Genomic DNA, 26,683 nt, shown 5'->3' with positions numbered 1-26,683 from the left:
ATCTTGTGTGCAGGAGGGTGATCTCCGCAAGACATGCGGGCGCACCACGCCGAGACTCCCGCGCGGGCGGGCTACCGGCCGTCGATCTGGCCGTCGGCGGCGTCCTCCAGCAGGCGGAACAGCTCGGTGCGGACCTCCTGGATCCGGGGGATGTCGCGCAGCACGATCTCCCCGCGCTCGCCCGCGGACTCGACGGTGAGGGTGCCGCAGCCCAGCAGCCGCTCGAAGAACGTCTGGTCGGAGCTGACGGTGTTGACCTTAGCCATCGGGATCTCGTCGGTCGACTTGTTGAGCACGCCCGTGCTGATCGTGAAGCGGTGGGTGGTGAGGACGTAGCCGGTGTTCTTCCACTGCAGGTACGGGACGAACGACCAGATGGTCAGCAGGATCAGCCCGACGACGGCGACCGCGATGCGGGCGTAGCCGGCGTACTCCCAGGTGCCCGGGATGAAGTAGATCGCCACGCCGGAGGCGACGGCGATGAGGATGAGCGCGATGAAGGGGACGACCAGCCGCTTCCAGTGCGGGTTGAAGGACCGGACGCGGCGCTCACCTTGTGTCAGGTGGTGGTCGGGAATGGTCATGCGCAAATGGTGCCACCTCGGCATGATCCGAAGCTACGGCGTGGCCCGAACATGTACGACGTCTCCGGCGCTCAGCGTGTAGGCCTGGTCGTCGGCGCTCACCTGCAGGTGGCCGGAGTGGTCGATGCCGGTGGCGCGGCCGGTGAGCACGGTGTCGCCGGGCAGCTCGACCCGCACGTCACGGCCGACGGTGGCGGAGGCGGCCAGGTAGGCGGCGCGCAGCCCGCAGGCGTCGGCGTCGCCGCCGGCCTCGCCCCACTCGTGGTAGTGGGTGGCGACCTCACGCAGCACGGCCCGCAGCAGCGGGTCGCGGTCGAGGCAGGCGGCCTTCTCCACGGCGAGCGAGGTCGCGGTCTCGACGGGCAGTTCGTCCTCGCGCGGCGAGACGTTCAGCCCCATGCCGACGACCACCCCGTCGTCGACCCGCTCGGCCAGCACCCCGGCCAGCTTCCGCTCGCCGATCAGCAGGTCGTTGGGCCATTTCAGGCGCACGTCCACCTCGGCGAGGCGGCGCACCGCGGACGCGGCGGCCACGCCGAACAGCAGCGGCAGCCATCCGTACGCGGCGACCGGCACGGTGGGCCTGAGCAGGACCGAGAACGTCAGCCCCGCGTAGGCCGGGACCGTCCACGTGCGGCCCAGCCTGCCGCGCCCCGCGACCTGCTCCTCGGCGACCAGCACCGCGCCTTCGCGGGCGCCGGCCCGCGCGGCGCCCGCGAGGTCGGCGTTGGTGGAGCCGGTGCTGTCGACGACCGTGACGCCCGTCCACAGTGAGCCGGGGCGGACCAGGGCCCGGTTGAGCGCCGCCTCGGACAGGGGCGGACGGTCGAGGTCGGAGTAGCGAGACATCTCTCCATCCTCTCGCACCTTCCCCTGACGGAAGGCGGTGCCCGACCAGGGATTGACCAGGAGCAAGATGGATGCATGAGCAAGCGACTGGATCCGCGCAACTGGGCCTCGTGGCGGCCGTTCGGCCTGGGACTCCGCAAGCCGAACAACTACCTGGAGCTGATCAAGGCGTTCCGGTCGGTCAAGGGCAACCGGCGCTACGCGTGGCGGATCCTCACCCGGGGGACGTGCGACGGGTGCGCGCTCGGCACCAAGGGCATGCGCGACTGGACCATGCGGGAAATCCATCTGTGCAACATCAGGCTGCGGCTGCTGCCGCTCAACACGATGCCCGCGCTGGACGTGTCGGTGCTGGCGGACGCCGACCGGCTGGCCGGGAAGAAGAGCGCCGAGCTGCGCGAGCTGGGGCGGCTGCCGTACCCGATGCTGCGGCGCGCCGGCGAGGCCGGGTTCACCCGCGTGTCGTGGGACGAGGCGCTGCGGGTGGCGGCCGGCGGGCTGCGCGACGCGCGCTTCGGCGCCTACCTGACCAGTCGCGGGATGCCGAACGAGAACTACTACGCGGCCCAGAAGGCGGTGCGCGCCCTCGGCACCAACAACGTCGACAACGCCGCGCGCATCTGTCACTCGCCGTCGACGGTGGCGCTCAAGGACACCATCGGGGCGGCGGCCACCACCTGCTCGTATCAGGACTGGATCGGCTCCGACCTGATCGTGTTCATCGGGTCGAACCCGTCGAACAACCAGCCGGTGGCGATGAAGTACCTGTACCACGCCAAGAAGGCCGGCACCCGGATCGCCATGATCAACGCCTACCGCGAGCCGGGGATGGAACGCTACTGGGTGCCGTCCAACGCCGAGTCGGCCGTGTTCGGCACGAAGATCACCGACGAGTTCTTCGGCGTGCACCAGGGCGGCGACATCGGCTTCCTGAACGGGGTGCTCAAGCACCTGATCGAGAACGACTGGGTCGACGAGAAGTTCGTCGCCGAGCACACCACCGGCTTCGAGGAGGCCCGCCGGGCCGTGGCGGAGCAGTCCTGGGAGGTGCTGGAGGCGCTCTCCGGTTCGACCAGGGACGAGATGCTGCGGCTGGCCAGGATGCTGGGCCGGGCGCGCTCGGCCGTGCTGGTGTGGTCGATGGGCATCACCCAGCACACCCACGGCGAGGACAACGTACGCGCGATCGTCAACCTGGCGCTGGCCCGCGGCTTCGTGGGGCGCGACGGGAGCGGGCTGATGCCGATCCGCGGCCACAGCGGCGTGCAGGGCGGGGCCGAGATGGGCGCGTACGCGACGGGGCTGCCGGGCGGTCTGCCCATCACGCCGGAGAACGCAGCGAAGTTCTCCGGGATGTGGGGGTTCGAGGTGCCGGCGACGCCGGGGCTGACCGCGACCGACATGATCGACGCGGCGCACGCGCGGGAGCTGGACGCGCTGGTCTCCTCCGGCGGCAACTTCCTGGAGGTGCTGCCCGATCCGCGTTACTGCCGGGAGGCGCTGTCGCGGCTCAAGCTGCGGGTGCACATCGACATCGTGCTGTCGTCGCAGATGCTGGTGCCGTCCGAGGGTGACGTGCTGCTGCTGCCGGCCCAGACGCGGTACGAGATGGCGGGCGGGGTGACCGAGACGTCCACCGAGCGGCGGGTGATCTTCTCGCCGGAGGTGGAGGGGCCGCGGATCGGCGAGGCGTGGCCGGAGTGGAAGATCTTCACCGAGCTGGCCGCCACCACACGTCCCGAAATTTCGAGACACGTGCGGTTCACCGGCACGCCCGCGATCCGCACCGAGATCGAGCGCGCGGTGCCCTTCTACGCGGGCATCGCGGGGCTGCGGCGGTTCGGCGACCACGTCCAGTACGGCGGGCGTCACCTCTGCCCCGGTGGGCGATTCCCGACGCCCGACGGCCGGGGCGGGTTCTCCGTGGTCGAGCCGCCCGCGCTGGAGCGGCCCGACGGCACCTTCTCCGTCGCGACGCGGCGCGGCAAGCAGTTCAACAGCATGGTCCACGAGCGCGTCGACGGCTTCAACGGCGCGATGCGCGAGGCCGTGCTGATGAGCCCGTACGACGCCGACCGGCTGGGCCTGCCCGATGGCGCCCCGGTCGAGCTGCGCGCGGGCGAGCGCTCGTACCGGGGGAAGGTGCTGCGCGCCCCGCTCGTGCCCGGCAACCTGCAGGTGCACTGGCCGGAGGGCAACGTGCTGCTGGACGAGGCGCGCCGGTCGCCGCAGGCGCGGATCCCCGACTACAACGCCGTCGTCACCGTGCGGCCGTTGTGACCCGGCCGGGGCCCACCACCCGCGCCCGGATCCGCGAGCTGTCGGGGCGCGCGGTCCGCGAGCGCCGCGACGACCTGGCCACCGAGGAGCCGATGGAGATCCGGCTCCACGGGGCCGACGGGACGCGCAAGACCGTGGCGATCACCATGCGCACCCCCGGGCACGACTTCGAGCTGGCCGCCGGGTTCCTGCACGGCGAGGGGCTGGCGGGGGCGGCGGACATCGCGTCCATCGCGTACTGCACCGACGAGGACCTGGCGCCGGAGGAGCGCTACAACACGGTCACCGTGCGGCTGCGCGGGCCGGTGCCCGATTTGCCCGCGCTGGAGCGGCACTTCGTGACCTCCAGCGCGTGCGGGGTGTGCGGCTCGGCCGGGCTGGACCGGCTGCACGAGCGGTGCGATCCGCTCCCGCCGGGCGGGCCGCCGATCTCCCCCGAGGTGCTGTACGGGCTTCCGGACGCGCTCCGGGCCGGGCAGGGCGTGTTCGGCAAGACGGGCGGGCTGCACGCCGCCGGCCTGTTCGCCGCCGACGGCACCCGGCTGGCGGTACGTGAGGACGTGGGCCGGCACAACGCCGTCGACAAGCTCGTCGGCTGGTCGGCCATGGCCGGCCGGCTTCCGCTGGCCGGGCACCTGCTCATGGTGAGCGGCCGGGCGAGCTACGAGATCATGCAGAAGGCGCTGGCGGCGGGCGTGCCGGTGGTGTGCGCGGTCTCGGCGCCCTCGTCGCTGGCGGTCGACCTGGCCAGGGAGTTCGGGCTGACGCTGGTCGGGTTCCTGCGGGGGGAGCGGTGCAACGTCTACGCGGGTCATGAGCGGATTTTGGTGGAATGAAGCATTCCGTTCTGCTACTATAGGAACAGAACAAGCCGTTCCGTTCAATTCGAGGAGCCGACATGATCCGACCGTTCAGCATCGAGATCCCCCAGGCCGACCTCGACGACCTGCGCGCCCGGCTGGCGATGACCCGCTTCGCCGACGAGATCCCCGGAGTCGACCAGGGCGTCTCGGTCGAGCGCGTCAAGCGGCTGGTGTCCTACTGGCGCGACGGGTTCGACTGGCGCGCGCTGGAGGCCAGGGTCAACGCCCACCCGCAGTTCATCACCGAGATCGACGGGCAGCAGATCCACTTCATGCACATCCGCTCGGCCGATCCGGACGCGCTGCCGCTGATCCTCACCCACGGCTGGCCGGGCAGCTTCCTGGAGTACCTCGACGCCATCGAGCCCCTGTCGCGCCGCTTCCACCTGGTCATCCCGTCGCTGCCGGGCTACGGCTTCTCCGGCCCGGCCAAGGAACTGGGCTGGAACAACCAGCGCATCGCCCGCGCCTGGGCCGAGCTGATGTCCCGCCTCGGCTACACCCGGTACGGCGCGGTGGGCAACGACGCCGGCTCGATGATCTCCCCCGAGATCGGCCGGGTCGACCCGGAGCACTGCGTCGGCGTCCACGTGACCCAGCTCTTCTCCTTCCCCTCGGGCGACCCGGCCGAGTTCGCCGGCCTCTCGGAGGAGGACCAGCAGGGCCTGGCGGTGCTCGACTGGTTCTGGAAGGAGAAGGGCGCCTTCAACGTGCTCCACTCCCAGCAGCCCCAGACCCTGGCGCACGCCCTGATGGACTCCCCCTCGGGCCTGCTCGGCTGGCTGGCCCAGCTCCTCGACGACGACCTGGACGACGACTTCGTGCTGGCCAACGCCTCGGTCTACTGGTTCACCGGCACCGCCGCGTCGGCGATCCGGCTCTACTGGGAGAACGCCCGCGCCGAGCAGCCGTTCGGGCCGACGACGGTGCCGACCGCGCTGGCCATGGGCGAGGGCGACTTCAAGTCCATCCGGCCCTTCGCGGAGCGCGACCACAGCCGCATCGTCTCCTGGAAGACGCTCCCGGCCCCGGCCCACGGCCACTACACCGCCCACAGTGCGACGGACGCCCTGACCTCGGACATCCGCGACTTCTTCCTCAGCCTCTCCTGAGCCGACTCGGTGGCCCGGTCCTCGCGACCGGGCCACTACTGTTTGTCCGGTGCTGATCCTTTTCGGGGTGCTCGCCGTGGCCGACCTCGTGGCCGTGGCCCTGGGCATCGAGTGGCTGGAGTGGGTGGCCAAGCCGCTGCTCTGCCTGGTGCTGGCCGCGTACGTGCTGCGGACCGCGCCGCGGCAGCGGCTGCTGGCCATCGGGCTGGTGTTCGGCTCCGCCGGGGACACGGCGCTGATGGTGGACGGGCAGGTCGCGTTCCTCGTCGGGATGACGGCGTTCCTGGTGATGCAGATCTGCTACATCGCGGTGTTCGTCCGGATGGGCTCCCGGCCGCGCTGGGCCGCCGTCGCCTACCTGCTGGTGTGGGCGGCCGCCGCCGTGGTGCTGTGGCAGCCGCTCGGCGGGCTGGCGGTCCCGGTGCTCGTGTACGGCCTGACGCTGGTCACGATGGCGGCCCTGGCGGCCGGGGTCAACCTGGTCGCGGGGGTGGGGGCCGGGCTGTTCGTGTTCTCCGACTTCCTGGTGGGGCTGGGCGTGACGGGCACCGACTTCACCGGGCGCAGCGTGATCCTGATGACGACCTACATCCTGGCCCAGTTCCTGATCGTCCGGGGCGTGCTGCGCGCCGCCCCGGACCCGCGTCCGTAGATCCGTCAGCCCGTGTTCTGCAGGCCCGCCGCCACGCCGTTGACCGACAGCAGGAGCAGCGTCGACAGGCGCTCGCGCTCGTGGTCGGACGGGTCGCCGGTGCGCAGCACCGTCAGGGCCCGCAGCTGCAGGTGCGACAGCGCGTCCACGTACGGGTCGCGAAGCTGGACCGCGCGGGAGAGGACCTTGCGGTTCTCCAGCAGGCGCTTGTGCCCGGTGACCCGCAGCACCAGCGTGCGGGTGCGGTCGTACTCCTCCAGGACCCGCTCGGTGAAGTCGTCCCTGCCGCCGAGCGCGAGATAGCGGGACGCGATCGAACGGTCGGTCTTGGCCAGCGACATCTCGGCGTTGTCGAGCAGCGCGTTGAACAGCGGCCACTCGGCGTAGGCCGCCTGCAGCTCCTCCAGCGAGTCGGCGGCGGCCAGGCCGGTGCCGAGGCCGTACCAGCCGGGCAGGTTGACCCGGGTCTGCGCCCAGGCGAACACCCACGGGATGGCCCGCAGGTCGTCGAGCGAGCGCGGCGCGCCGAGTCCGCGGCGGGCCGGGCGGGAGCCGAGTCGCAGGGAGCCGATCTCCTCCAGCGGGCTGACCAGGGCGAACCACTCGGGGAAGCCGGGGGCCTCGGTGAGCGCGCGGTACGCCTCCTCCGACGCCCTGGCGACCCGCTCGGCGAGCGGGCGGAAGCGTTCGGCGGCGGCGGCGGTGCGGGCGCCGACCGTGGCCGACGAGGCCAGCAGGACGGCGTTGGCGACCTGCTCCATGTGGCGGCGGGCGATCGCCATGTGGGCGTAGCGGGCGAAGATGACCTCGCCCTGCTCGGTGACCTTGAACCGGCCCGCGACCGAGCCGGGCGCCTGGGCCAGCACCGCGCGGTTGGCCGGCCCGCCGCCCCGGCCGAGCGCGCCGCCCCGGCCGTGGAACATGCGCAGCTTGACGTCGTGCGCGGCGGCCCAGGCCGTGAGCTGCTCCTGCGCCTCGTACAGGCGGAGGGTGGCGGCGGCCGGGCCGAGTTCCTTGGCCGAGTCGGAGTAGCCCAGCATGATCTCCATGCGCCGGCCGGTGGCGGCCAGGCGCTCCTGGATCTGCGGGATGTCGAGCATGCCGGTGAGCACGCGGGTCGAGTTGGCCAGGTCCTCGCCCGACTCGAACAGCGGCACCACGTCCAGCGCCAGCGGGCGCCCGCCGAGCGCGTGCGCGACCAGCTCGTACACGGCGGCGACGTCGTCGGCGGTGCGGGTGAACGAGACCACGTAGCGGGAGCAGGCGTCGACGCCGAACCGGTCCTGGATCCAGGCGATGACCCGGATCGTGGCCAGTACCTCCTCGGTGCGCTCCGACAGCGGGCCGCCCGCGCGCAGCTCCTCCAGGGCGGCCGCGTGCACCTGGGAGTGCTGGCGGACCTCCAGCTCGGCCAGGTGGAAGCCGAACGTCTCCACCTGCCAGATCAGATGCTGGAGCTCCCCGTACGCCTGGCGGGGCGCGCTCTCGGCCAGGCTGTCCTGCGCCAGGCGCAGGTCGGCGAGGAGCTCCGCGGGGCCGCGGTAGGCGAGGTCGAGGTCGCGGCGGCGGGTGGCGGCGATGCGGGCGGCCACGAACAGCAGCCACTGCCGGTGCGGCTCGCGCGGCGACCGGGTGGCCAGCTCGGAGACCAGGTCGGGGTGGTGGTCGACGGAGGAGTCCAGGGCGGCGCGCAGCCGGGCCGACGCGGGGGCGAACTGGGCGGAGGCGGTGAGCGTGCGGCCGATGCGCGAGCAGGCGTTCTCCAGCGCGGTGAGCACGTGCTCGGCCTGGATCTGGATGGCCTCGCGGGTGACCTTGGCGGTGACGTTCGGGTTGCCGTCGCGGTCGCCGCCGATCCAGCTGCCGAAGCGGATGAACGGCCGGGCGAGCGGCTTGCCGGTGCCGTCGTGCAGCGCCGCGTCCAGCGACCGGTAGACCTGGGGCACCATCCTGAACAGCGTCTCGTCGAAGGCGGCCATGGCGGTGCGCACCTCGTCGAGCGGGTCCAGCCGGGTGTTGCGGAGCTGCGCCGTACGCCAGAGCAGGTCGATCTCCTCCAGCAGGCGGCGCTGGGTCTCGTCGCGCTCGGACGCGCCCCTTTCGGGCGCGTTGAACTCGGTGAGCTGGTGGCTGACACGCTGGATGGCGGTGGCGACGGCGCGCCTGCGCGCCTCCGTCGGATGGGCGGTCAGCACGGGGTGCAGTTCCAGGCCGCGGACGAGGTCGGCGACGCGCTCACGGCCCAGCTCCTGCACGGCGTGCGCCAGCGACTCGCGCTGGACCGCGTCCTCGGTGTCGCGGCGGCGCAGGGAGCGGATGCGGTAGTGCTCCTCGGCCAGGTTGGCCAGGTGGAAGTAGCAGGTGAAGGCGCGCGCGATCTGCACCGCCCGGTCGATCTCCCATCCGGACACCATCGCGGCGATCTCGTCGGCGGACGTCTCGCCCCTGCGGGCGGCGATGACGGCCTTGCGCAGGCGTTCGACGTCGTCCAGCAGATCCTCTCCGCCCTGCTCGGCGATCACCTGCCCGAGCAGGCTGCCGAGCAGCCGCACGTCGCGGCGCAGCTCGTCGGGCATCTCGGTCACGGCGGCACTGCGATGCTCCAGCCCCTGGTCAATCATGCTTCGAAGCGTATACACCGCTTTCCGGCCACCGCAGACGGGTCTCACTTATTGGACTAGACCACTGGTCAGGCGGGCTTCGACACGGCGGCCAGCACCTCGGGCATCCGGGCGAAGCCGATGCGGGCGCCGAGCCTGCGGCCGTACACCTCGGCGGCCAGGCCGTAGAAGGGGGCGAGCGCGCAGACCCAGAGCAGCCCGAAGAGCATCGGCACCAGGAACGGCAGCGTCAGCAGGGAGATGCCGACCATCGCGCCCATGGACGAGGCGAGCGCCTGCCCGCCCTGGCCGGGCGCGGCGCCGGTGAACGCGTTGAGCCGCTCGGGGATCGTGTACGGGATGAGCACGCTGGTCACGGAGCCGACACCGAGCCCGATGCCGAGCGAGCCGAGGCCCGCGAAGACCGCCCAGACGATGCCCTCGGGGCTGCCGGTCAGCAGCCCGGTGGCGACCGCGATCACCACCAGCATCGGCGCCGCGATCATCGCGTTGGCCAGGTGGCGGCCCGCCAGGTCGACGCTGAGGCCGCGCTCGGAGCCGATGGCCACGGCGTTCATCCACAGCGAGCGGCCGTCGATGCCGAACGCGTTGACCAGCTGCAGCGCGACCATCAGCCCGCCGGTGGCGGTGAGCACGATCGGCACGCCGGGACCGGTGGGCCCGTCGACCCGGCTGAACGAGAGGGCCAGCACGGCGGTCACCACGACCGCGGTGAACCAGACCACGCGGTAGCGGGGCTCGCGCCTGATGTACTTCAGCTCCTTGGTCACCACGGCCGCCAGCGGCCCGTCGGGCAGCAGCCGGTCGACGAAGCCGCTGTCGCGGCGCACCGAGGCGGCCTCGTTGGACTGATCGGGGGTGACCAGGGCGCGGTTGAGCGCCTTGATCCAGAGCCAGGCGGCGGCCACCACGACGAGCGCCACGACCACCAGCTCGCCCAGGCCCAGCAGCCCGCCGTCGGCGATGGCGTGCGCGGCCATGCCGGGGGGTGTCCAGCGCAGCACTCCCGCGGTGCTGTGCAGCAGCGCCATCGGGTTGCCCAGGTCGCTGTTGAGCAGCAGGTTGGGCAGCTGGAACAGCAGCACCGCGCCGATCGCGGCGACCGCCAGCACGTCACGGCCGCGCCGGGAGCGCAGCGCGCCGGACAGCGAGGTGGTCACCAGCCGTGAGGCGACCAGGCAGAGCGCGAACTGCAGCAGCACGGCGAGCACGCCGATCAGCAGCCCGCCGATCCCGGAGGCCAGCCCGGCGAGCGCGCCCACGGTGATGATCAGCGACGCGAGCGGCCACACGCCGGTGGCGGAGGCGGTGAACATGCCGACGGCCATCCGGCCCGTGGGCAGCGGGAAGAGGGCCAGCCGCGCCGGGTCGAGCGTGTCGTCCAGCCCGAACACCAGCAGCGGCACGATCATCCAGCTCACCAGGAACAGGGTGAACACCACGATGACGATGTCGGCGGCGACGTCGGGGGGCGCGAACCGGACCAGGCTCATCAGGAGGAAGCCGAGCCCGGCCGTGAACACGGCCGCGACGAGGGTGAGGACGAAGCCGAGCTTGCGCGCGAGGTCGCCGCGCAGGTTGCCGGACAGCAGGCGCAGCTTGAGCTCGGCGAAGAGCAGGACGGTGCTCACGGCGTCTCCTGCTGACCGAGCCAGCTCAGCCCGGCGTCGCCGGCGGTCTGCGTGCCGCCGACCAGCTCCAGGAACGTCTCGTTGAGGCTGCGCCCGTCGCGCACCCGGTCGAGCGGGCCCTGGGCGACGATGTGGCCGCGGTTCATCACCGACACCCAGTCGCACAGCCGCTCGACCAGGTCCATGACGTGGCTGGAGAAGATCACGGTGGAGCCGGAGGCGGTGAAGGCGCGCAGCACCTCGGTGAGGGTGTTGGCGCTGACCGGGTCGACGCCCTCGAACGGCTCGTCGAGGAAGAGCACGGACGGGTTGTGGAGCAGCGCGGCGGCCAGGCCGATCTTCTTGCGCATGCCGGTCGAGTAGTCGACGACGAGCTTGTCGGCCGCGCTCGCCAGGTCCATCACCTGGAGGAGGTCGGTGGCGCGCCGCTCGACCTCGTCCTTGGGGATGCCGCGCAGCCTGCCGTTGTAGAGGAGCAGCTCGCGGCCGGACAGGCGCTCGAACAACCGCAGCCCTTCGGGGAGCACGCCGATGCGGGACTTGACCGCGACCGGGTCGCGCCAGACGTGGAACCCGTCGATCTCCGCGTGACCGCCGTCGGGCCGGAGCAGCCCCGTGATCATGCTGAGGGTGGTGGTCTTGCCGGCGCCGTTGGGCCCGACGAGACCGGCGAAACTGCCCGCGGGCACCACCAGGTCGACACCCGCGACGGCGACCTGCGTGCCGTATCTCTTGAGCAGACCCGTCGTGCGAACGGCATCCTTCATGCGACCACTCTATGAGCAGGGTTTACCCTTGCGCGCATGAGCGCTGCGGAACCTATGCCGGCGATGCCGGACATCCACACTACGGCCGGGAAGATCGCCGATCTGGAGCGGCGGCGGGACGAGGCGGTGCACGCCGGGTCCGCGGCCGCCGTCGAGAAACAGCACGCCAAGGGCAAGATGACGGCCCGCGAGCGGGTGCTGGCGCTGCTGGACGAGGGCTCGTTCGTGGAGTTCGACGAGTTCGCCAGGCACCGTTCGAGCATGTTCGGCCTGGAGAAGAAGCGTCCCTACGGCGACGGGGTGATCACCGGGTACGGCACCGTCGACGGCCGCCAGGTGTGCGTCTTCTCGCAGGACGTGGCCGTGTTCGGCGGGTCGCTCGGCGAGGTGTACGGCGAGAAGATCGTCAAGGTGATCGACATGGCGCTGAAGACCGGCTGCCCGATCATCGGGATCAACGAGGGCGGCGGCGCCCGGATCCAGGAGGGCGTGGTCGCGCTCGGCCTGTACGCGGAGATCTTCAAGCGCAACGTGCACGCCTCCGGCGTGATCCCGCAGATCTCGCTCATCATGGGCGCGGCCGCCGGAGGTCACGTCTACTCCCCCGCGCTGACCGACTTCGTGGTCATGGTCGACCAGACCTCCCACATGTTCATCACCGGTCCCGACGTCATCAAGACGGTCACCGGCGAGGAGGTCACGTTCGAGGAGCTCGGCGGGGCGCACGCGCACAACACCAGGTCGGGGGTGGCCCACTACCAGGCCTCCGACGAGACCGACGCGCTGGAGTACGTCAAGTCGCTGCTGTCCTACCTGCCGAGCAACAACCTGGACGAGGCTCCCGCGTACGAGTCCGCCGAGGACCTTGACCCCGACGAGGAGCTCGACGCGCTGATCCCGGACTCGGCCAACCAGCCGTACGACATGCGGCGGGCGATCGAGCACGTGCTCGACGACGGGGAGTTCCTGGAGGTGCAGGAGCTCTTCGCGCAGAACATCGTGGTCGGGTTCGGCCGGGTGGACGGGCGGCCGGTGGGCGTCGTGGCCAACCAGCCCATGCATTTCGCAGGATGTCTGGATATCAACGCATCCGAGAAGGCTGCTCGATTCATTCGAACATGTGATGCTTTCAATATTCCGATCCTGACTTTTGTTGATGTGCCCGGTTTCCTACCGGGGACCGATCAGGAATGGAACGGAATCATCCGCCGCGGGGCCAAGCTCCTGTACGCCTACGCCGAGGCGACCGTCCCGCTGGTCACGGTGATCACCCGCAAGGCGTACGGCGGCGCGTACGACGTCATGGGCTCCAAGCACCTCGGCGCCGACGTCAACCTCGCCTGGCCCACCGCGCAGATCGCGGTCATGGGCGCACAGGGCGCGGTCAACATCCTCTACCGCCGCGAGCTGGCCGCCGCCGACGACCCCGACAGCGAGCGCGCCCAGCGGGTCACCGACTACGAGGACACGCTGGCCAACCCCTACATCGCCGCCGAGCGCGGCTACGTGGACGCGGTGATCCGCCCCTCCGAGACCCGCGCGCAGATCGTCAAGGCGCTGCGGGCCCTGCGCAACAAGCGCGCTTCCCTGCCGCCGAAGAAGCATGGGAACATCCCGCTGTGACCGAGCAACCACGCCCTCAGCTGCGCATCGTGCGCGGCGACGCCACGCCGGAGGAGATCGCCGCCCTGGTGGCCGTGCTCGCCGCCCGGCCCGCCGCGCCTGAGGCCCCGTCGCAGGCCCGGCCACAATCATGGAGAAACCCCGCGAGAAGCATGCGTAAGCCTCTCACGCCGGGGAAGGCGGCTTGGCGGATGAGCTCCCTGCCCTAGATCGATCCCGAGAATCGGGTGTCAATCTCCCCGGGAGTTGGGACTATCTAGAGAAAGTAGGCGTATATAGTCGGCCGATCATCTAACGCCGCGGCCTGGAGGACATCATGGCCATCCCAGACCTGGTGCCGCACCCTGTGGCAGCGAAGTACGCCGTCCTGGTGGACGTCGGATATCTCTACGCTGCCGCAGGGGAAGTGCTGCTTGGAGCGAAGGAACGCAAGGAATATCGTGTGGCCGCCGATGAGCTCATCCAGAGTCTTCAGAAACATGCAGAGGAACGTATTTCTGGTGAGCTCTTGCGGATCTATTGGTATGACGCCGCCCGTGATCGCGTGCCCACCGTCGACCAGCGGGTCATCGCCCAGTTGTCGTGGGTGAAGGTGCGGCTGGGCAACCTGAACGCCCGCGGCCAGCAGAAAGGCGTGGACGCGCAGATCAGGAGTGACCTGGAGGCGCTGGCCAGGCACCATGCGGTGACCGACACGATCCTGCTGGCCGGCGACGAGGACATGGTCCCCGCCGTGGAGGCCGCGCAGGCGTACGGGGTGCGCATCCACCTGTGGGGGGTGGAGCCGCCCTACGGCACCAACCAGGCCGAACGGCTGGTGTGGGAGTCCGACACCGTGGAAGTGATCAGCGCTGATTTCCTGAGGCCCTTTTTCAGCCGCGCTCCGCAACCCGTGCCCGTCGCCCCGCCGGCGGCCGCGCCGTCGCCCGCCCAGGTGTTCGCCGGCCGTTCCCCGGTCAAGCCGCACCACAAGCCGGGCCAGGTGGCCAAGCTCGGGCCGAGCCGGCCACGGGTGGAGGACGTGGGCGAGCACGTCGCGCAGAAGTGGATCCTGACGCGGGGTCGCGACAACATCCGCGACCTGCTGCCCGGTCCCATCCTGCCTACCGTGATCGACACCGAGCTGCTGATCGAGGCGGAGAAGGAGCTGGGCCACTCGCTGCGGCCCTACCCCGAGGCGCGGGTCTGGCTGCGTGACGGGTTCTGGGCGCGCGTCTACCGCGAGTTCGACCTGGGGGTGGGCGTCTCGTCCAAGTAGCCGCTGACCTGGGCGTTCACGGTCAGGTCCGATTCCCGCCAGACGTCGCCCGTGAGCAGGCATAGTGTCAGAGGCATGTCGCCTTTGGAGCTCGACTTCGACGCCTGCTACCGGGCCGTCTCGGCGCGGGACGCCCGGTTCGACGGGCGGTTCTACACGGCGGTGACGACGACGCGCATCTACTGCCGTCCGATCTGCCCGGCCCGCACGCCGGCCGCCCGGAACGTGCGGTTCTACCGGCATGCCGCCTCGGCGGAGGCGGCCGGGTTCCGGCCGTGCAAGCGCTGCCGGCCCGAGCTCTCACCCGGCGACCCCGGCTGGGACACCCGCGGCGACCTCGTCGGCCGGGCCCTGCGGCTGATCGACGACGGGGCCGCCGACGAGGACGGCGTCGCCGGGCTGGCCCGGCGACTGCACATCACCGAGCGGCACCTGCACCGGCTGTTCGTCGCCGAACTCGGCGCCGGGCCGCTGGCGGTGGCCAGGACCCGGCGGCTGCTGCTGGCCAAGCAACTGCTGACGGAGACCGCGCTGCCGGTCACGGACGTGGCGTTCGCCGCCGGGTTCGGCAGCGTCCGCCAGTTCAACGCCACCATGCGCGACACGTACGGCTTCCCGCCGAGCGAGCTGCGCGCCACCGCAGGCGGCTGGGCCCGGACCGCCGCGCCCGTACAGTCCGCGTCCGGCGAGCCGGGGGCCGCGTCGCTGCGGCTGCGGCTGCACCGGCGGGAGCCGTACGACGTGACCCAGGTCCTCGGCTTCCTCGCCGCGCGTGCCGTGCCGGGGCTGGAGGTGGCGGACGCCACCGCCTACAGCCGCAACCTGCCCGGCGGGACGATCACCCTCACCGCCCGCCCCGGCCATCTGGCGCTGGACGTGACGGTGGACGACACCCGGCAGCTCGCCCGCATCGTGGCCCGCTGCCGGCGGCTGATGGACCTGGACGCCGATCCGGAGGCCATCGGCGACGCGCTCGGCCGGACCTCGCTGGCCCCGCTCGTCGCGGCCCGGCCGGGGCTGCGGGTGCCGGGCACGTTCGACGGATTCGAGCTCGCCGTCCGGGCCGTCGTCGGCCAGCAGATCTCCGTGGCGGGCGCCCGCACCCTGCTGGGCCGCCTCGTCGAGCGCGCGGGGGCGGGCGGGCGCCTGTTCCCCACGGCCGGTGAGCTGCTCGACGCCGACCTGGCCGGGCTCGGGCTGACCGGCCGGCGCATCACCACCCTGAAAGCGCTGGCCGCCCGTGTGGCCGGCGACCAGATCGACCTCGACGGCGGTCAGGAGCCCGCCGAGGCGGTCAAGGAACTGCTCGCGGTCCCCGGCATCGGCCCGTGGACCGCCGGATACATCGCCCTGCGCGCGCTGCGCGACCCCGACGCCTGGCCCACCGGCGACCTGGTGCTGGACCGGCGCATGGCCGAGCTGGGCATCCCGAAGGATCACCTCGAACGGTGGCGGCCCTGGCGGGCCTACGCCGCCCTGCACCTCTGGAGTCATCGATGATCGACGCTCAGGTCCTGCCCACCCCGGTGGGAGAGCTGTCCGTGCTGGTCCGCGACGGCGTGATCGTCGCGGCCGGCTTCACCCGCGAGCCCAAGGAGATGTTCGTCAGGCTCGCCCCCGCCCTCCAGGCCGAAGGCATGACCGTGGTCGACGACCTCGGCCCGGTGTCACGGGCCGTGCGCGACTACTTCGCCGGCGACCTCGACGCCCTCGACGAGATCCCGGTCGAGCAGCCCGGCTCGCACCGCCGCAAGGCGCTCCACCAGGCCCTGCGCGAGGTCAAGGCGGGCACCACGGTCACCTACGCCGAGCTGGCCGAACGCGCGGGGCTGCCCAGGTCGGCGGCCAGGGCGGCGGGCGGCGCCTGCGCCCAGAACCTGATCGCCCCGTTCGTCCCCTGCCACCGCGTCCTGCCCAGCACGGGCGGGTTCGGCGGCTACTACTACGGCACCGCCGTCAAGGAGCGGCTGCTCGCCCACGAGTCCGGACGCCGCTGACCAGGGCCCGAGCCGGTGACCACGGGCCCACGCCGATCGGCGTGGGCCCGATGTTCACGGCCTGACGTTGCTCTGGACCTCGCCCACCGGCACGTCCCTGGACACCTCCACCTCGATCGGGTCGAACTGCACGTCCGCCCCGCCCGTGACGGCCACCGGCCACACGCTGGTCACCGTCAGCTCGTACACCTGGCGCGGCCGGTCGATCGAGGCCCGCAGATAGCGCACGCCGCAGGTGAACTCCGCCCCCCGTTCGTACTGCCGGCCCGCCGCCCCGCAGCCCTTCTCGCGCACCTCGGCCCGGTCGGAGCCGGTGCCCGCGTCGATCCGGATGTCCTGCAGAGTCGCGGTCACCGTGGCGCTCATGACGCCCGGCAGGGTCGCGGTCACCGAGCGGGTGGTGTCGCCGACGCCCTCCAGCCAGACGAACGTCGGCAGGTTGACGTAGCTCTTGGCGTCCGGGTTCAGCGCCACCTTGCCCTCCGGCACCGTCAGCGCGGCCCTGGCGATCTCGGCCAGCTCCTCGAACGTGATGCCGCTCGGCGGCGTCTCGTTGGGCGGCACGAACACGAACTGCTGCAGCCCCGCCCAGCAGGCGGCGCCCCTCGGGTCGCCGCTGTTGTACGCCGGAGACCACCACAGCCCGGGTTGTCCAAGCTTGTCCTTGAACTGCTGGATGAACTTGCGGAAGCCCTCCTCGTCGGCCACCGCCCGGCCGCGGTTGGCCACCGGGTCGGACATCTGCTCGAACATCTTCTCCGCGTCCAGGCCCGGCTCGTACCAGCAGGGGCTCTTCATCACGTAGCCGTCGTTGCGGCCGTTCCCGACGTCGCCGGTGATGCGGATCTTCGAGTGCTCCAGGACGACGCCCGCCGTGCGGCCCTGCTGAGTGCCTCTGGCCTTGACGTCCTCGTTCGGGGGGTCGGGCGCGCCGCCGAGGAGCAGCGCCCCGGCGGCGACCAGCGCGATCAGCGGTTTCATCGTCCGCATCCTTCCGTGCCGTAGGCGATCTGCTTGATGCGCCACCTGCCGTCGTCGCCCTTGTGGGCGAGCACCCGCTGCAGGTAGGGGGTGCGGATGGAGGTGGGCTGCGGCGTGGCCGGCTCGCCGGACCCGGCGACGACGCGCATCTCCGTCTCGTCCACGCAGACGTCGATCTCGGCGCCCCTGCCGACGACCGCGTTCACCTTCATCCTGTAGAGCCGCGACCGGCCGGCCACCGCGTAGCCCTCGTCGGTGAACCTGCGCACCCATCGGATCGCGGACTCCCTGAACATGGAGTCGGCGTGCCGCAGGTAGCCGTCGTCGCCGGAGAAGACCGCCCGGTACTTGGCGAGGTAGTAGTCGGGGAACAGCCGCAGCAGCGCGGTGTCCTGGCGAGGCCAGTCGAACCGCACCCGGAGGTCGCCGACCTCGGCGGACGCCGGCCGGTCGGACGCCTCACGCGTCGCGGTGGGCGACGCCTTGGCCGCGCCGGTGGCCGGCGCGGCCTGCTCACGCGGCTGGTAGGGCCGCTCGGCGGCCTGCCCGCACCCCGCCAGCAGCAGGAGCGCGAGCGCGGCCGTGATCGTCTTCATGCGGTGGACTCCCTGACGAGGTGGACGCGCCACGACGGCAGCAGCTCGTCGATGAGCGCCTCGGTTTCGGCGGCGAGGCCGCCGGCGGCGCGCCGGGTCAGCCCCTCGATGACGGCCCGCAGCCGGGCCAGGTCGCCGGTCGCGTGGGCGGCGCGCAGCAGGTCGCGCCAGAGGCTCTCGTCGTCGGTGGCCAGCAGCAGCGCGGCCCGTACGGCGGCGATCGCGGCGTCCGGCTCCCCCTCGGTGAGCCGGATCTCGCACAGCCGGTGTGCCGCGTCGGCGACCTCGGCGACCACGTCGTACTCCAGCGCGTCGGCCGCCAGCCAGGCGTATCTGCCCGGCGGCCGACCGGCCAGCAGCGGGCCCCTGACCAGGCCGAGCGCCTTCTCCAGGAGGACGGCCCCGGCCAGCCGATCACGGTGCGAGCGGCGTACCAGCTCGCGGAAGAGCGCCCAGTCGGTGCGCACGCCTGGCCCGAGCGAGAGCCGTCCGGAGGCGTCGGCGCGCAGGTGGTCGTGGCCGAGCCAGGCGGCGACGCGGGCGATCGTGGCGTCCCTCACCATGGGCTGCACGCCGCGCGGCCACAGCACGCCGCCGAGCACGACCGGGTGCACGCCGCCCGGGTGGGTGGCGAGATAGACGAGCAGTTCGGCGGCGAGCGCCAGCCTGCCCTCTTCGAGCGGCGGCGCCCCGGCGACCTCGACGGGGCCGAGAATCCTGATCTCGACGGCGGGCGGGCGGAGGTCCGCCAGCGGCTCAGGGCCGGGGATGGGCTCGCCGTCGAGCCGGTCCGCGGTGCGGAACAGGTCGACCAGCGCCCGGTAGTGGCGGCGCGGCAGCAGCTGGGCCTTCACCTCGAAGCCCAGCTCGGGCAGCTTGGCCAGGCCGTCCTCGGTGATCTCCCAGGTCCAGGTGGCGTGCGGCACGTCGCCGGCGACCACGTAGCCGGCCGAGTCGTTGCGGGCGAGCAGCGCCAGGCGGCGGGCCTCGTCGTGGCTGGGCGCCACCGCCGACAGCAGGTAGTGGGCGACGCCGGGCCGTCCGGTGATGCGGCCGGTGAGCACCTCCCTGCGCGGGGCGGCGCCCGCCTCCAGCTCCGGCAGCACCTCGGCCAGGCCGCCGACGGCCCTGACGCGGTCGGGGGCGATCGCGGTCAGCTCCTCGCCGAACCCGACGAGCGTGATCCGCATCCGGTCGGACCACCGGTTGGTGGCCAGCTCCACCGCGAGCGCGGCCAGCGCCGCCGTGGTCTGCGGGCCGCGGATGTTGATCAGACCCTGCGCCGCCTCCAGGTCGACCAGCACCCGGCCGCTCCGGTCGGTCCCGATCGACACCAGACCCGGGTACGGGGCCCCGCCCCGCGGGTCCTCCAGCAGGCGGCCTTCGTGCGCGGGCAGCCGCCAGACCTGACCGCCGTCGTCGGCGATCCACGGGGCGGGCGGGTGCTCGTCGGGCGGGTGGATCCACAGGTCGAGCGAGCGCGCCGACAGGTGGGCGGCGTAGACGGTGGGCGGGGTGCGCCCCTGGGCGCCCAGCTCGGCGCCGAGCAGCCGGAGCCCCAGGTCGAGGACGCGCGCGCCGGGCTTGTCGGCGCCCAGCCTGAGCGCCACCTCCGCGTCGGCCGCGTCACCCTGTGGGCGGGCCACCCGGTGTCCGGTCAGCCGGCGCCACAGCTGCTCGCGGCGGCGCACGGCGAGCAGGGCCAGCAGGCCGGCGGCGGCCAGCGACGCCCCGGACAGGAAGTCCAGCAGCGCCGAACCGCCCGCCTGCTGGTCGGCGAGCTGGTCGGTGGGCTGGTCGGCCCGCTGGTCGGTCGCGGTCCGGTCGCCGGACCCGCGCTCGGTCTTCCGCCGGTCGTCCCGCTGGTCGTCGGAGCCCCGCTGGTTGTCCGCGCCGCCGTCGGCCTTGCGCTCGACGCCGTGCACCCTCTCCTCGGCGGCTCGGTCCTTCTTGGGGAGCCCCGGGTGCTCCTGGAGCGTCTGCGCCCTGGCCTGACCGGCGGGCACGAGGTGCGTGTTGCGGGCGTCGTCGGGCATGTCGAGCACCCATCCCGGCCTGATCAGGTCGGCCATCCGCAGCCGGGTTCCGTCGGGCTGCTCCTTGTGCTGGTTGAGCCGGAAGATCTCGGGGTAGCGCCGGCCGTCGCCGAGGCACTTCTCGGCGATCTCCCACAGGCTCTCGTGGTGACGGCCGTGCGGGGGCTGCACCACGTACACCTTCTTCGTCCGGTGGTTGTCGACCACCTGCTGCTCGACGACCGGGGCGGTGAACGCGACGGCCGTCACCGGCGGGATGGTCGGCGGCGGGCCGGCCAGCCTGGCGATCGGCGCCACCGCGGCGCTCGCGGTGAACAGCACCAGCGCGGCCGTGACGAGCTTGTTGGCCAGCAGCTGCGTGCCGCCGGACAGCGGCACCCTGGCCGGCATCCCGACCCGGCGCACGCCCGCGTACACCTCCACCAGCACGCACGCGAACAGCTGCAGCCAGGCCAGCCAGACGAACAGGATCAGCAGCGCCGTGATCGTGCTGGGGCCGACGCGGGTGGTGAGCAGGTCGAGGTCCAGCAGCTCGGGGCCGACCGGCGGCCCGACGAACGTCAGCAGCGCGTACGGGACGCCGCCGACGAGCGCCAGCAGCAGCACGAGCGCGCCGATCCCGGCCAGCACGTCGCCGGGGCGGCGTCGGGCGGGGATGCGCACCGGGGTCCGCGCGGAAGGACGCGCGGGAGTACGCGTGGGCGTACGGGCGGGTGCCCGCCTGCGCGCGTGCTGGGCCGGACCTGGCATCGCCACTCCCTTCTCACGTCCAGCGTCCCGACTCGCCGGTCTCTTCTCCATCGACCGGCCGGAATCGGTCTGGCTCACCGCGCCTCGGGGGCCGCGGCGGCCTCCGCCTCCATCTCGGAGCCGGGAAAGCCGATCGCGCCCAGGAAGAACGCGGTCCAGGGCACCCGGACGGCGACCGTGACCTGCTCGCCGTCGACGGTGCAACCCGCCAGCGCGACGCCGTCGTCGCCGTGCGCGTCGAGCACCTCGCCCGCCCTGGCGCACACCTCGGCCTCGCCGAGCAGCTGGACCTGGCCGGTCTCGCGCAGCTGGTCCACGTCGACCCGGTCGGCGGCGGCCCTGGCGGCCTGCTCGGCGATGTCGGCGGCGCGCAGCCGGGCGTTGATCGCCGCCCCGCCATCAACGAGCAGCCCGGCCAGCAGGAACACCACCACGGAGAAGAGCACGGTGAACACCGACATCGACCCGCGATCGCGCCGCCTCACTCGACCCTCCTGAACTGCTCCAGCGGCACCACCGCGGTGCCGGTCATGGTCTTGGCCGCGCCGAACCCGAGGAAGCCCAGGTCGAGCTGACAGGTGACCTCGGCGCGCACCTCGCCGCCCTCTTCCCAGCGGGAGCCGTCGAGCGAGACCGCGGGGCCCGCGCACTGACCTTCGAGCGCGGCGGTGGCGATCTGGGTCGCGGCCGAGCGGGCCTCGTCGAGCGTGCGCTGGACGGAGGCGGCCCTGGCGGCGTCCCTGGCCGCGCCGTTGACCTCGCCCTGGGCCTCGACCAGCCGCCCGGCTCCGGCCAGGAACAGCAGGAACACCAGGAACACGGGGGCCAGCAGCACGGTCTCGACCGCCATGGAACCGCGGTCACGGTCGTTCACCCGCAGTCCTCCCCTCCGTCGTCGGGACGGAAGCACTCGACCGGGCCGCCGGCGGTGGCGGTGATGGTGAAGGCCAGCTCCGGCAGCAGCGGGATGACCTGGACGGCGCTGCCGGTCACGGTGACGTGCCGCTCGTCGGGCTCGCGTTCGGCCGTGGTGACCTCGGCGCCGGACAGCAGCCGCGGGCCGATGGCCGTGACCACCTCTCTGGCCTGCGCCTTGGCCTCCTCCTCCCAGCCGGCCGAGTCGGCGGGGGCGGCGCGCGCCACGCGGGCGCCCTCCCGCGCGGCCGCCTCGGCCACCTGGCGGCCGTGGAACCAGAGCGCCACCTGCACGATCAGCAGCACCACGGCGAGCACGACGGGCATGAGCAGGGCCAGCTCGACCACGGTCGCCCCGCCGTCGCGCCGGCGCCGGCGGCTCACTCGCCCCCGCCGCCACCGCCGCCGCCGAAGCTGCCTTCGATCTCGGCCTGCTTGCCCTCGACGAGCCCTCTGATGAGGGTGGCGAGGCCGAGCGCGACTCCGGCGATGATGGCCGTGATGATGACCCACTCCACGGCGGAGGCGCCTCGGCTCGGGGCGGTACGGGCCCGGTGGACGCGCACGTGCAGCAGCGCGACGGCGTAGACGATCCACGGATGGTTCATTTATGACCCCAACATCTTCATAGCGGCCGGGAAACTGAGAAAGATCACGAAGCCGGCGCAGAGCAGGAGCTGGGCGACCAGCATCGACTGGGAGCGCTCGCCGGCCCGTCCCTCGATCTCCGCCAGCTCGCGGCGCCGGAGCGTCGCGGCGCGGGCGGTGAGCGAGGAGCGGACCTTGGCGCCGTCGTCGGCGACCAGGCCGAGCGCCGCCGACAGGTCACGCAGCTCGTCGATGTTGATCTCCTCGCCGAGCTGGCCGAGCGCCTGCCACGGGGTGATGCCGACGATCCTGGCTCCGCTGAGCGCGTCGCGGATGCGGGCCATCGCCCAGTTGGGCTGGTCGCCGCTGACCGAGACCGCCATCATGAGCGCCTCGGGCACGCCGCGGCCACCGGCGAGGTTCATCGACACCAGGTCGAGGAACGCGCCGACCACGTGGCGGAAGTCGCGCCGCCGCGCCGCAGCCTCCTTGCGGACCTGCACGTCGGGCAGGAAGAAGAAGACCGCCGCCGCCAGCACCGCCACCCAGAACGGGACGGTCGCCGACGCCCCCAGCCCCATCAGCAGCAGCCAGCCGAACAGCAGCGGGAACGCCAGCAGCCCGCTGGCCGCCAGCAGCGCCTTGGTCGCCAGGAAGCCCTCGAAGGAGCGGCCCACCAGCGCCAGGTCCGCCTTGACCGACCGCACCTCCCAGCCGCGGGCCGCGTACAGCGCCGCGAGCCGCGCGCCGAGGCCGCGGCGGAACGCGCCGACCTGCTCCTCGGGCAGCAGGAGGCTGATGCGCGGGGCGTCGGCGCTCTCGCGGACCGCGTCCAGCGCCAGCAGCCGCGCCACCAGGCCGGGGCGGGCCGGGAAGATTGCCCGTACGAGCAGGAAGAGACCCAGGCCGACCACGCCGCCGGCCAGCACGCCCTCAACCATGGTCGCCTCCGATCAGCAGCCGGCTGGGCTTGTCGAACCTGGCCAGCCGGCGCATCCAGGCGAACCCGGCGCCGAACAGGCCGGCGACCACCACGAGCACGGCCTGGCCGAGCAGGTTGTCGTACTCGCCCACGTACGAGGGGTTGAAGACGACCAGCAGGGCCGCGAAGACCAGTGCGGTGATCACCACGATCTGCACGCTGCGGCGGGTGGCGCGGCGCTCGGCCTCGACGCGGCGGCGCATGTCGAGCTCCTCGCGGGCGGACACGGCCAGCGCGCCCAGCACGTCGCGCAGGCCGGGGCCGCGCAGCTTGGAGTTGAGCACGAGCGCGGCCACGACCAGGTCGGCGGACGGGTCGTCGAGGTCGTCGGCGAACCGGCTGAGCGCGTCGGACAGCGCCATCCTGGTGTGCAGGCGGTCGACCAGCGCGCGCAGGTGAGGGCGGAGCGAGGGCGCGGCGGCCCGGATGGACGCCGGGATCGCCTGCTCCAGCCCGGCGGCGCCGGCGATGGTGTCGCGCAGCGACTCGGTCCAGGCGGCCAGCGCCTCCAGGCGGCGCATGGCGGCACGTTCCTCGGCGGCGCCGCCGGACAGGCCGCGCCAGGCGAACACCAGCAGGACCGTGCCGACCGCCACCACGGGCCAGCCGGTGACCAGCAGGACCGCGAGGGAGGCGACCGCGGCCACCGCGGTGCGGGTGGTCAGCGTCTGGAGGAGATGGCGCTTGGGCTTGGCGGGGCGGGGGCGCATCCCGTACAGGGAGATCACGAGCAGGAACAGGCCGCCGCCGACGGCGGCACCGGTCAGCAGGGCGAGCGGGTCGAGGCCCGGCATGGTCACCAGCCTCCCGGGTGGTAGCCGTGCGCCATGAGCTCCTCCAGGCAGGAGATCGGCGCGTGCGGCACCGCGGCCCCGTCGGGGCCGGGGATGAAGATCTCGCTGGACAGCACGCGGCCGTCGCAGCCGTTGACCTCGCGGACGCTGGAGACGAAGCGGCGCAGGGTGCCGCCGCGGTGGTAGTCGTTGCGCTTCTCGATGAAGACGACGAAGTCGATCGCGCCGGCGATGAGCATGTGGGTGGCGTCGATCGGCAGCCGTTCGCCGGCCTGGAGCGCGTAGGTGGCGATGCGGTTGAAGACCTCCATGCTGGAGTTCGCGTGGATGGTCGAGAGGCTGCCGTCGTTGCCCTGGGTCATCGCGTTGAGCATGGTGACGATCTCGTCGCCGAGGACCTCGCCGACGATGACGCGGCTCGGGTTCATCCGCAGCGACCTGCGGACCAGCTCGGCCATGGTGATCTCGCCCTGGCCCTCGGAGTTGGGCAGGCGCTGCTCGAAGGCGACCACGTTCGGGTGGAGCTCGGCGAACTGGTCGAGGCCGAGCTCCAGGGCGCGCTCGACGGTGATGAGGCGCTCGCCCGCCGGGATCTCGTTGGCCAGCGCGCGCAGCAGGGTGGTCTTGCCGGCGTTGGTGGACCCGGCGATCATGATGTTCTTCCTGGCGGCCACCGCGGCCGTCAGGAAACGGCCGATCTCCGGACTGATCGTGTTGTTGCCGACGAGGTCGGAGAGGAAGACCTTGCCGAGCCGGGCGCGCCTGATCGACACCGCGGGCCGCACGGTCACGTCCATCACCGCGCTCAGCCGCGACCCGTCGGGCAGGCGCAGGTCGAGCTGCGGGTTGGCGGTGTCGAAAGGCCGGCTCGACAGACCCGAGTAGGCGGCGAGGATCTGGATGAGCTCGGTCAGCTCCTCGTCGGACTCGGCCACCGGCTCATGCATGAGCTCCTGGCCGTCGGCGTAGCTGACGAACACGCGGTCGCAGCCGTTGATGTCGATGTTCTCCACTTCGGGGTCGTCGAGCAGCGGCTGCAGGCGGCCCACGCCGAACAGGGCGGCGTGGATGCCGGCCGCGAGCGCCTCCTCCTCCTCGACGGTGGGCGGGGTGCGGCCGAGGCCGATCTCGCTGCGCGCGTGCTCCTCCAGCACCTGGGAGATCAGCGCCCTGGCGAACTGGCGCTCGTCCTCGCCGGTCATCGGCGGCATGCCGTTGGCCTGGTCGAGCCTGCGCTGGTGGGCCAGCCGGTCGCCGACCTCCTGGCGGAACCGTTTGACGAGGGCGTGGTCGATCATCGGGGGCTCACCAGCCGTCCGGCGAGGTCGCGGGCCGTACGGATGAGCAGCGAGCGGTCGAGCCTGCCGCCCCACTGGCCGCGCAGCAGCTCGGCGCCCTTCGGGTCGTGGGCCAGGCCGTGCACGAACCCGACGTACGGGCCGACGATGCGGCGCACCTCCTCGATGGAGGCGCGGTAGCTGCGCGGATCGGCGATCACCACGACGCCGTGCGCCTTGCTGATCGACAGGCGTTCGCGCAGGTGGGCGACGTGGTCGAGGGTGGCGCGGGTGAGCAGCACCACCTGGTCGGCCTCGGCCATCAGGTCGCCGAGCTGCGGGCAGGCGCCCAGGCGGCCGCAGTCGGCGATCACGTCGGCCTGGTGGATGCCGGCCAGGGCCCGCCCGAGCGGGCCCCACAGCCAGGTGAGCCCGGCCGCCTGCTCGCCGTGGGTGAGACCGACCAGCACGTCGAGCCCTCCGATGATCTTCTGGGTGTGCGCGTGGATCTGCGTGGGGTCGAGGCCGCGCCGGGCCGTCGCGGCGAGCGTGAGCAGGCCCTTGGCGGGGTTGAGCACGCCGCCGTCGGCGGACGGCAGCCGGTAGGCCAGGTCGCCGCCCGCGGGGTCGCACTCGGCCAGCAGCACCGGCCGCGGCCACACCGCGGCCAGCGCCGTGGCGGCGGTCGTCACCCCTGGCGCGCCCTTGTCGGCGGCCAGCACGATGAGGGCCACGTCAGCGCGCTCCCGGCAACTCGGCCACGGCGATCTCGCCGCTGGAGGCGTAGCGGAGCACCACCGGCGAGACCTGGTTGTCGACGATCACGGTGACCTGGCCGCCGGCGCCGGTCCTGCCGCGCTCGCCGACGCTGTGGACCAGGGCGTTCTGGGCGAGCACCCGGCTGTCGTCCTCGCTGCCGCGGGCCGGGACGTACACGACCTGGACGCGGTCGCCGTCGCGCAGGCCCGCGGGCATCTGGCCGGGTTTGAGCGCCAGGCCCACCATGGCCTTGCCGGGGCCGAGCTCGGCGCTCTCCTTGACGCCCATCGCGTTCGTCAGGAGCGTGCCCGGCAGGATCGTGACGGCCGCGAAGCTGTCGAGCACCTGCTCGCGCTGCGACCAGCTGACGAAGTCGACGCCGGTGTCGGCGACCTGGACCTCTTCCAGTGCGTCCGCGGTGAACTGCTGGCCGGCGCCGATCTGCTCGGTGACGCGGATCGCGGAGACGCGGTCGCCGCTGCGCAGCACGAGGAGGGTGGTGGCCAGCGCGCCGCCCAGGATGAGGAGCACGGCGAGGGCGGCCAGGGCGGGTTTGCGCTCGCGCGGCGGCACGGGAAGCTTGCGCGAGGCCGGGCCTGACAACCCGGCCGCGTTGACGGCGGGCTTTTCACTGGTCCTCAATCGGGCTCCCACGAGTGAATTGTCCAATGCCCGCCATTATGTGCATCGCATTGCAGAGGTGGGGGGCGAATGCGAGGAACCATGCTGGTTTCGCAGGTGACGCATGTCAACCAGCCATAATCAATG

General features: G+C 72.4%; 26 protein-coding genes. 9 read left to right on the top strand and 17 right to left on the bottom strand.

The genetic code is table 11. The features are described from left to right. Window positions 1-71 precede the first annotated feature (71 nt). Window positions 72-584, bottom strand: coding sequence for a PH domain-containing protein (locus ACGFI7_RS03460; protein WP_393398577.1), 513 nt, complete (start codon window positions 582-584; stop codon window positions 72-74). A gap of 33 nt (window positions 585-617) precedes the next feature. Continuing rightward, entirely contained in the window at window positions 618-1,433 is an 816-nt protein-coding gene (locus ACGFI7_RS03455; RefSeq protein ID WP_393398575.1) for a biotin--[acetyl-CoA-carboxylase] ligase, read from the bottom strand. Between the two features lie 75 nt (window positions 1,434-1,508). On the opposite strand from ACGFI7_RS03455, the gene ACGFI7_RS03450 reads away from it, so the two are divergent. The 4 genes from ACGFI7_RS03450 to ACGFI7_RS03435 all read left to right on the top strand — a co-directional run bounded on the left by ACGFI7_RS03450 (window position 1,509) and on the right by ACGFI7_RS03435 (window position 6,340). After that, complete coding sequence (locus ACGFI7_RS03450; RefSeq protein ID WP_393398573.1) at window positions 1,509-3,713, top strand: FdhF/YdeP family oxidoreductase; 2,205 nt, start codon at window positions 1,509-1,511, stop codon at window positions 3,711-3,713. Beyond that, window positions 3,710-4,549: a formate dehydrogenase accessory sulfurtransferase FdhD gene (gene fdhD, locus ACGFI7_RS03445; RefSeq protein ID WP_393398571.1), complete on the top strand. Its 840-nt coding sequence runs from the start codon at window positions 3,710-3,712 to the stop codon at window positions 4,547-4,549. The genes ACGFI7_RS03450 and fdhD overlap by 4 nt, the downstream gene beginning before the upstream one ends. A 62-nt stretch (window positions 4,550-4,611) precedes the next feature. Then, window positions 4,612-5,688 (top strand): epoxide hydrolase family protein, encoded by a 1,077-nt coding sequence (locus ACGFI7_RS03440; RefSeq protein ID WP_393398569.1) that lies wholly within the window; start codon window positions 4,612-4,614, stop codon window positions 5,686-5,688. Window positions 5,689-5,737: 49 nt separating this feature from the next. Continuing rightward, entirely contained in the window at window positions 5,738-6,340 is a 603-nt protein-coding gene (locus tag ACGFI7_RS03435; RefSeq protein ID WP_393398567.1) for a lysoplasmalogenase, read from the top strand. A gap of 5 nt (window positions 6,341-6,345) precedes the next feature. On the opposite strand, the gene ACGFI7_RS03430 is transcribed toward ACGFI7_RS03435, so the two are convergent. The 3 genes from ACGFI7_RS03430 to ACGFI7_RS03420 form a co-directional block, all read right to left on the bottom strand. Then, window positions 6,346-8,961 carry a phosphoenolpyruvate carboxylase gene (locus tag ACGFI7_RS03430; protein WP_393398565.1) on the bottom strand — a complete coding sequence of 872 codons (2,616 nt, stop codon included), beginning with the start codon at window positions 8,959-8,961 and terminating at the stop codon, window positions 6,346-6,348. Window positions 8,962-9,029: 68 nt separating this feature from the next. Beyond that, a complete protein-coding gene (locus ACGFI7_RS03425; RefSeq protein ID WP_393398563.1) occupies window positions 9,030-10,592 on the bottom strand; it encodes a hypothetical protein in 1,563 nt (520 codons plus the stop codon). Continuing rightward, on the bottom strand, window positions 10,589-11,359 hold the full coding sequence (locus ACGFI7_RS03420) for an ABC transporter ATP-binding protein (RefSeq protein WP_393398561.1): 771 nt from the start codon (window positions 11,357-11,359) through the stop codon (window positions 10,589-10,591). Before ACGFI7_RS03420 ends, ACGFI7_RS03425 begins: the two co-directional genes overlap by 4 nt. Before the next feature lie 36 nt (window positions 11,360-11,395). Between ACGFI7_RS03420 and ACGFI7_RS03415 the strand changes: the two genes are divergently transcribed. From ACGFI7_RS03415 to ACGFI7_RS03395, 5 genes are all read left to right on the top strand, one after another. Next, window positions 11,396-12,982: an acyl-CoA carboxylase subunit beta gene (locus tag ACGFI7_RS03415; RefSeq protein ID WP_393398559.1), complete on the top strand. Its 1,587-nt coding sequence runs from the start codon at window positions 11,396-11,398 to the stop codon at window positions 12,980-12,982. Then, entirely contained in the window at window positions 12,979-13,191 is a 213-nt protein-coding gene (locus ACGFI7_RS03410; RefSeq protein ID WP_393398557.1) for an acyl-CoA carboxylase subunit epsilon, read from the top strand. The genes ACGFI7_RS03415 and ACGFI7_RS03410 overlap by 4 nt, the downstream gene beginning before the upstream one ends. Before the next feature lie 107 nt (window positions 13,192-13,298). Further along, window positions 13,299-14,240, top strand: coding sequence for an NYN domain-containing protein (locus ACGFI7_RS03405; RefSeq protein ID WP_393398555.1), 942 nt, complete (start codon window positions 13,299-13,301; stop codon window positions 14,238-14,240). A 75-nt stretch (window positions 14,241-14,315) separates the two neighbouring features. Continuing rightward, complete coding sequence (locus ACGFI7_RS03400; protein ID WP_393398553.1) at window positions 14,316-15,740, top strand: AlkA N-terminal domain-containing protein; 1,425 nt, start codon at window positions 14,316-14,318, stop codon at window positions 15,738-15,740. Then, window positions 15,737-16,237 (top strand): methylated-DNA--[protein]-cysteine S-methyltransferase, encoded by a 501-nt coding sequence (locus tag ACGFI7_RS03395; RefSeq protein ID WP_393398551.1) that lies wholly within the window; start codon window positions 15,737-15,739, stop codon window positions 16,235-16,237. The genes ACGFI7_RS03400 and ACGFI7_RS03395 overlap by 4 nt, the downstream gene beginning before the upstream one ends. 54 nt (window positions 16,238-16,291) lie before the next feature. Here ACGFI7_RS03395 and ACGFI7_RS03390 read toward each other — a convergent pair whose 3' ends face one another. The 12 genes from ACGFI7_RS03390 to ACGFI7_RS03335 all read right to left on the bottom strand — a co-directional run bounded on the left by ACGFI7_RS03390 (window position 16,292) and on the right by ACGFI7_RS03335 (window position 26,557). Beyond that, a complete protein-coding gene (locus ACGFI7_RS03390; protein ID WP_393398549.1) occupies window positions 16,292-17,218 on the bottom strand; it encodes a hypothetical protein in 927 nt (308 codons plus the stop codon). Next, the gene (locus ACGFI7_RS03385) at window positions 17,215-17,814 is read right to left on the bottom strand and encodes a hypothetical protein (RefSeq protein ID WP_393398547.1); all 600 of its coding nucleotides are present in this window, start codon (window positions 17,812-17,814) and stop codon (window positions 17,215-17,217) included. The genes ACGFI7_RS03390 and ACGFI7_RS03385 overlap by 4 nt, the downstream gene beginning before the upstream one ends. Beyond that, a complete protein-coding gene (locus ACGFI7_RS03380) occupies window positions 17,811-20,600 on the bottom strand; it encodes a BTAD domain-containing putative transcriptional regulator (RefSeq protein ID WP_393398545.1) in 2,790 nt (929 codons plus the stop codon). Before ACGFI7_RS03380 ends, ACGFI7_RS03385 begins: the two co-directional genes overlap by 4 nt. Before the next feature lie 74 nt (window positions 20,601-20,674). After that, window positions 20,675-21,085, bottom strand: coding sequence for a flp pilus-assembly TadE/G-like family protein (locus tag ACGFI7_RS03375; protein WP_393398543.1), 411 nt, complete (start codon window positions 21,083-21,085; stop codon window positions 20,675-20,677). Continuing rightward, window positions 21,082-21,474 (bottom strand): TadE family protein, encoded by a 393-nt coding sequence (locus ACGFI7_RS03370; RefSeq protein WP_393398541.1) that lies wholly within the window; start codon window positions 21,472-21,474, stop codon window positions 21,082-21,084. The genes ACGFI7_RS03375 and ACGFI7_RS03370 overlap by 4 nt, the downstream gene beginning before the upstream one ends. Next, window positions 21,471-21,899: a TadE/TadG family type IV pilus assembly protein gene (locus ACGFI7_RS03365; protein WP_393398539.1), complete on the bottom strand. Its 429-nt coding sequence runs from the start codon at window positions 21,897-21,899 to the stop codon at window positions 21,471-21,473. Before ACGFI7_RS03365 ends, ACGFI7_RS03370 begins: the two co-directional genes overlap by 4 nt. Beyond that, window positions 21,896-22,123: a hypothetical protein gene (locus tag ACGFI7_RS03360; RefSeq protein WP_393398537.1), complete on the bottom strand. Its 228-nt coding sequence runs from the start codon at window positions 22,121-22,123 to the stop codon at window positions 21,896-21,898. Before ACGFI7_RS03360 ends, ACGFI7_RS03365 begins: the two co-directional genes overlap by 4 nt. Next, window positions 22,124-23,044, bottom strand: a complete 921-nt coding sequence (locus tag ACGFI7_RS03355) for a type II secretion system F family protein (protein WP_393398535.1) — start codon at window positions 23,042-23,044, stop codon at window positions 22,124-22,126. Further along, window positions 23,037-23,879, bottom strand: coding sequence for a type II secretion system F family protein (locus tag ACGFI7_RS03350; RefSeq protein WP_393399592.1), 843 nt, complete (start codon window positions 23,877-23,879; stop codon window positions 23,037-23,039). The genes ACGFI7_RS03355 and ACGFI7_RS03350 overlap by 8 nt, the downstream gene beginning before the upstream one ends. Before the next feature lie 2 nt (window positions 23,880-23,881). Then, window positions 23,882-25,177, bottom strand: coding sequence for a CpaF family protein (locus ACGFI7_RS03345; protein WP_393398533.1), 1,296 nt, complete (start codon window positions 25,175-25,177; stop codon window positions 23,882-23,884). Continuing rightward, the gene (locus ACGFI7_RS03340; RefSeq protein WP_393398531.1) at window positions 25,174-25,890 is read right to left on the bottom strand and encodes a hypothetical protein; all 717 of its coding nucleotides are present in this window, start codon (window positions 25,888-25,890) and stop codon (window positions 25,174-25,176) included. Before ACGFI7_RS03340 ends, ACGFI7_RS03345 begins: the two co-directional genes overlap by 4 nt. A gap of 1 nt (window position 25,891) precedes the next feature. Beyond that, window positions 25,892-26,557: a hypothetical protein gene (locus ACGFI7_RS03335; RefSeq protein ID WP_393398529.1), complete on the bottom strand. Its 666-nt coding sequence runs from the start codon at window positions 26,555-26,557 to the stop codon at window positions 25,892-25,894. Window positions 26,558-26,683 lie beyond the last annotated feature (126 nt).

Source organism: Nonomuraea sp. NPDC048826, assembly GCF_043198225.1.
GTDB lineage: Bacteria > Actinomycetota > Actinomycetes > Streptosporangiales > Streptosporangiaceae > Nonomuraea.
Note: the sequence above shows the minus strand (reverse complement) of the source record. Positions and strands in the feature narration are given on the sequence as shown.

Excerpts from the sequence above, each read along its gene's own strand:
- ACGFI7_RS03460 (WP_393398577.1), bottom strand. The coding sequence starts at position 584 with ATGACCATTCCCGACCACCACCTGACACAAGGTGAGCGCCGCGTCCGG.
- ACGFI7_RS03455 (WP_393398575.1), bottom strand. The coding sequence starts at position 1,433 with ATGTCTCGCTACTCCGACCTCGACCGTCCGCCCCTGTCCGAGGCGGCG.
- ACGFI7_RS03450 (WP_393398573.1), top strand. The coding sequence starts at position 1,509 with ATGAGCAAGCGACTGGATCCGCGCAACTGGGCCTCGTGGCGGCCGTTC.
- ACGFI7_RS03440 (WP_393398569.1), top strand. The coding sequence starts at position 4,612 with ATGATCCGACCGTTCAGCATCGAGATCCCCCAGGCCGACCTCGACGAC.
- ACGFI7_RS03430 (WP_393398565.1), bottom strand. The coding sequence starts at position 8,961 with ATGATTGACCAGGGGCTGGAGCATCGCAGTGCCGCCGTGACCGAGATG.
- ACGFI7_RS03420 (WP_393398561.1), bottom strand. The coding sequence starts at position 11,359 with ATGAAGGATGCCGTTCGCACGACGGGTCTGCTCAAGAGATACGGCACG.
- ACGFI7_RS03415 (WP_393398559.1), top strand. The coding sequence starts at position 11,396 with ATGAGCGCTGCGGAACCTATGCCGGCGATGCCGGACATCCACACTACG.
- ACGFI7_RS03405 (WP_393398555.1), top strand. The coding sequence starts at position 13,299 with ATGGCCATCCCAGACCTGGTGCCGCACCCTGTGGCAGCGAAGTACGCC.
- ACGFI7_RS03400 (WP_393398553.1), top strand. The coding sequence starts at position 14,316 with ATGTCGCCTTTGGAGCTCGACTTCGACGCCTGCTACCGGGCCGTCTCG.
- ACGFI7_RS03395 (WP_393398551.1), top strand. The coding sequence starts at position 15,737 with ATGATCGACGCTCAGGTCCTGCCCACCCCGGTGGGAGAGCTGTCCGTG.
- ACGFI7_RS03390 (WP_393398549.1), bottom strand. The coding sequence starts at position 17,218 with ATGAAACCGCTGATCGCGCTGGTCGCCGCCGGGGCGCTGCTCCTCGGC.
- ACGFI7_RS03385 (WP_393398547.1), bottom strand. The coding sequence starts at position 17,814 with ATGAAGACGATCACGGCCGCGCTCGCGCTCCTGCTGCTGGCGGGGTGC.
- ACGFI7_RS03380 (WP_393398545.1), bottom strand. The coding sequence starts at position 20,600 with ATGCCAGGTCCGGCCCAGCACGCGCGCAGGCGGGCACCCGCCCGTACG.
- ACGFI7_RS03360 (WP_393398537.1), bottom strand. The coding sequence starts at position 22,123 with ATGAACCATCCGTGGATCGTCTACGCCGTCGCGCTGCTGCACGTGCGC.
- ACGFI7_RS03355 (WP_393398535.1), bottom strand. The coding sequence starts at position 23,044 with ATGGTTGAGGGCGTGCTGGCCGGCGGCGTGGTCGGCCTGGGTCTCTTC.
- ACGFI7_RS03350 (WP_393399592.1), bottom strand. The coding sequence starts at position 23,879 with ATGCCGGGCCTCGACCCGCTCGCCCTGCTGACCGGTGCCGCCGTCGGC.
- ACGFI7_RS03345 (WP_393398533.1), bottom strand. The coding sequence starts at position 25,177 with ATGATCGACCACGCCCTCGTCAAACGGTTCCGCCAGGAGGTCGGCGAC.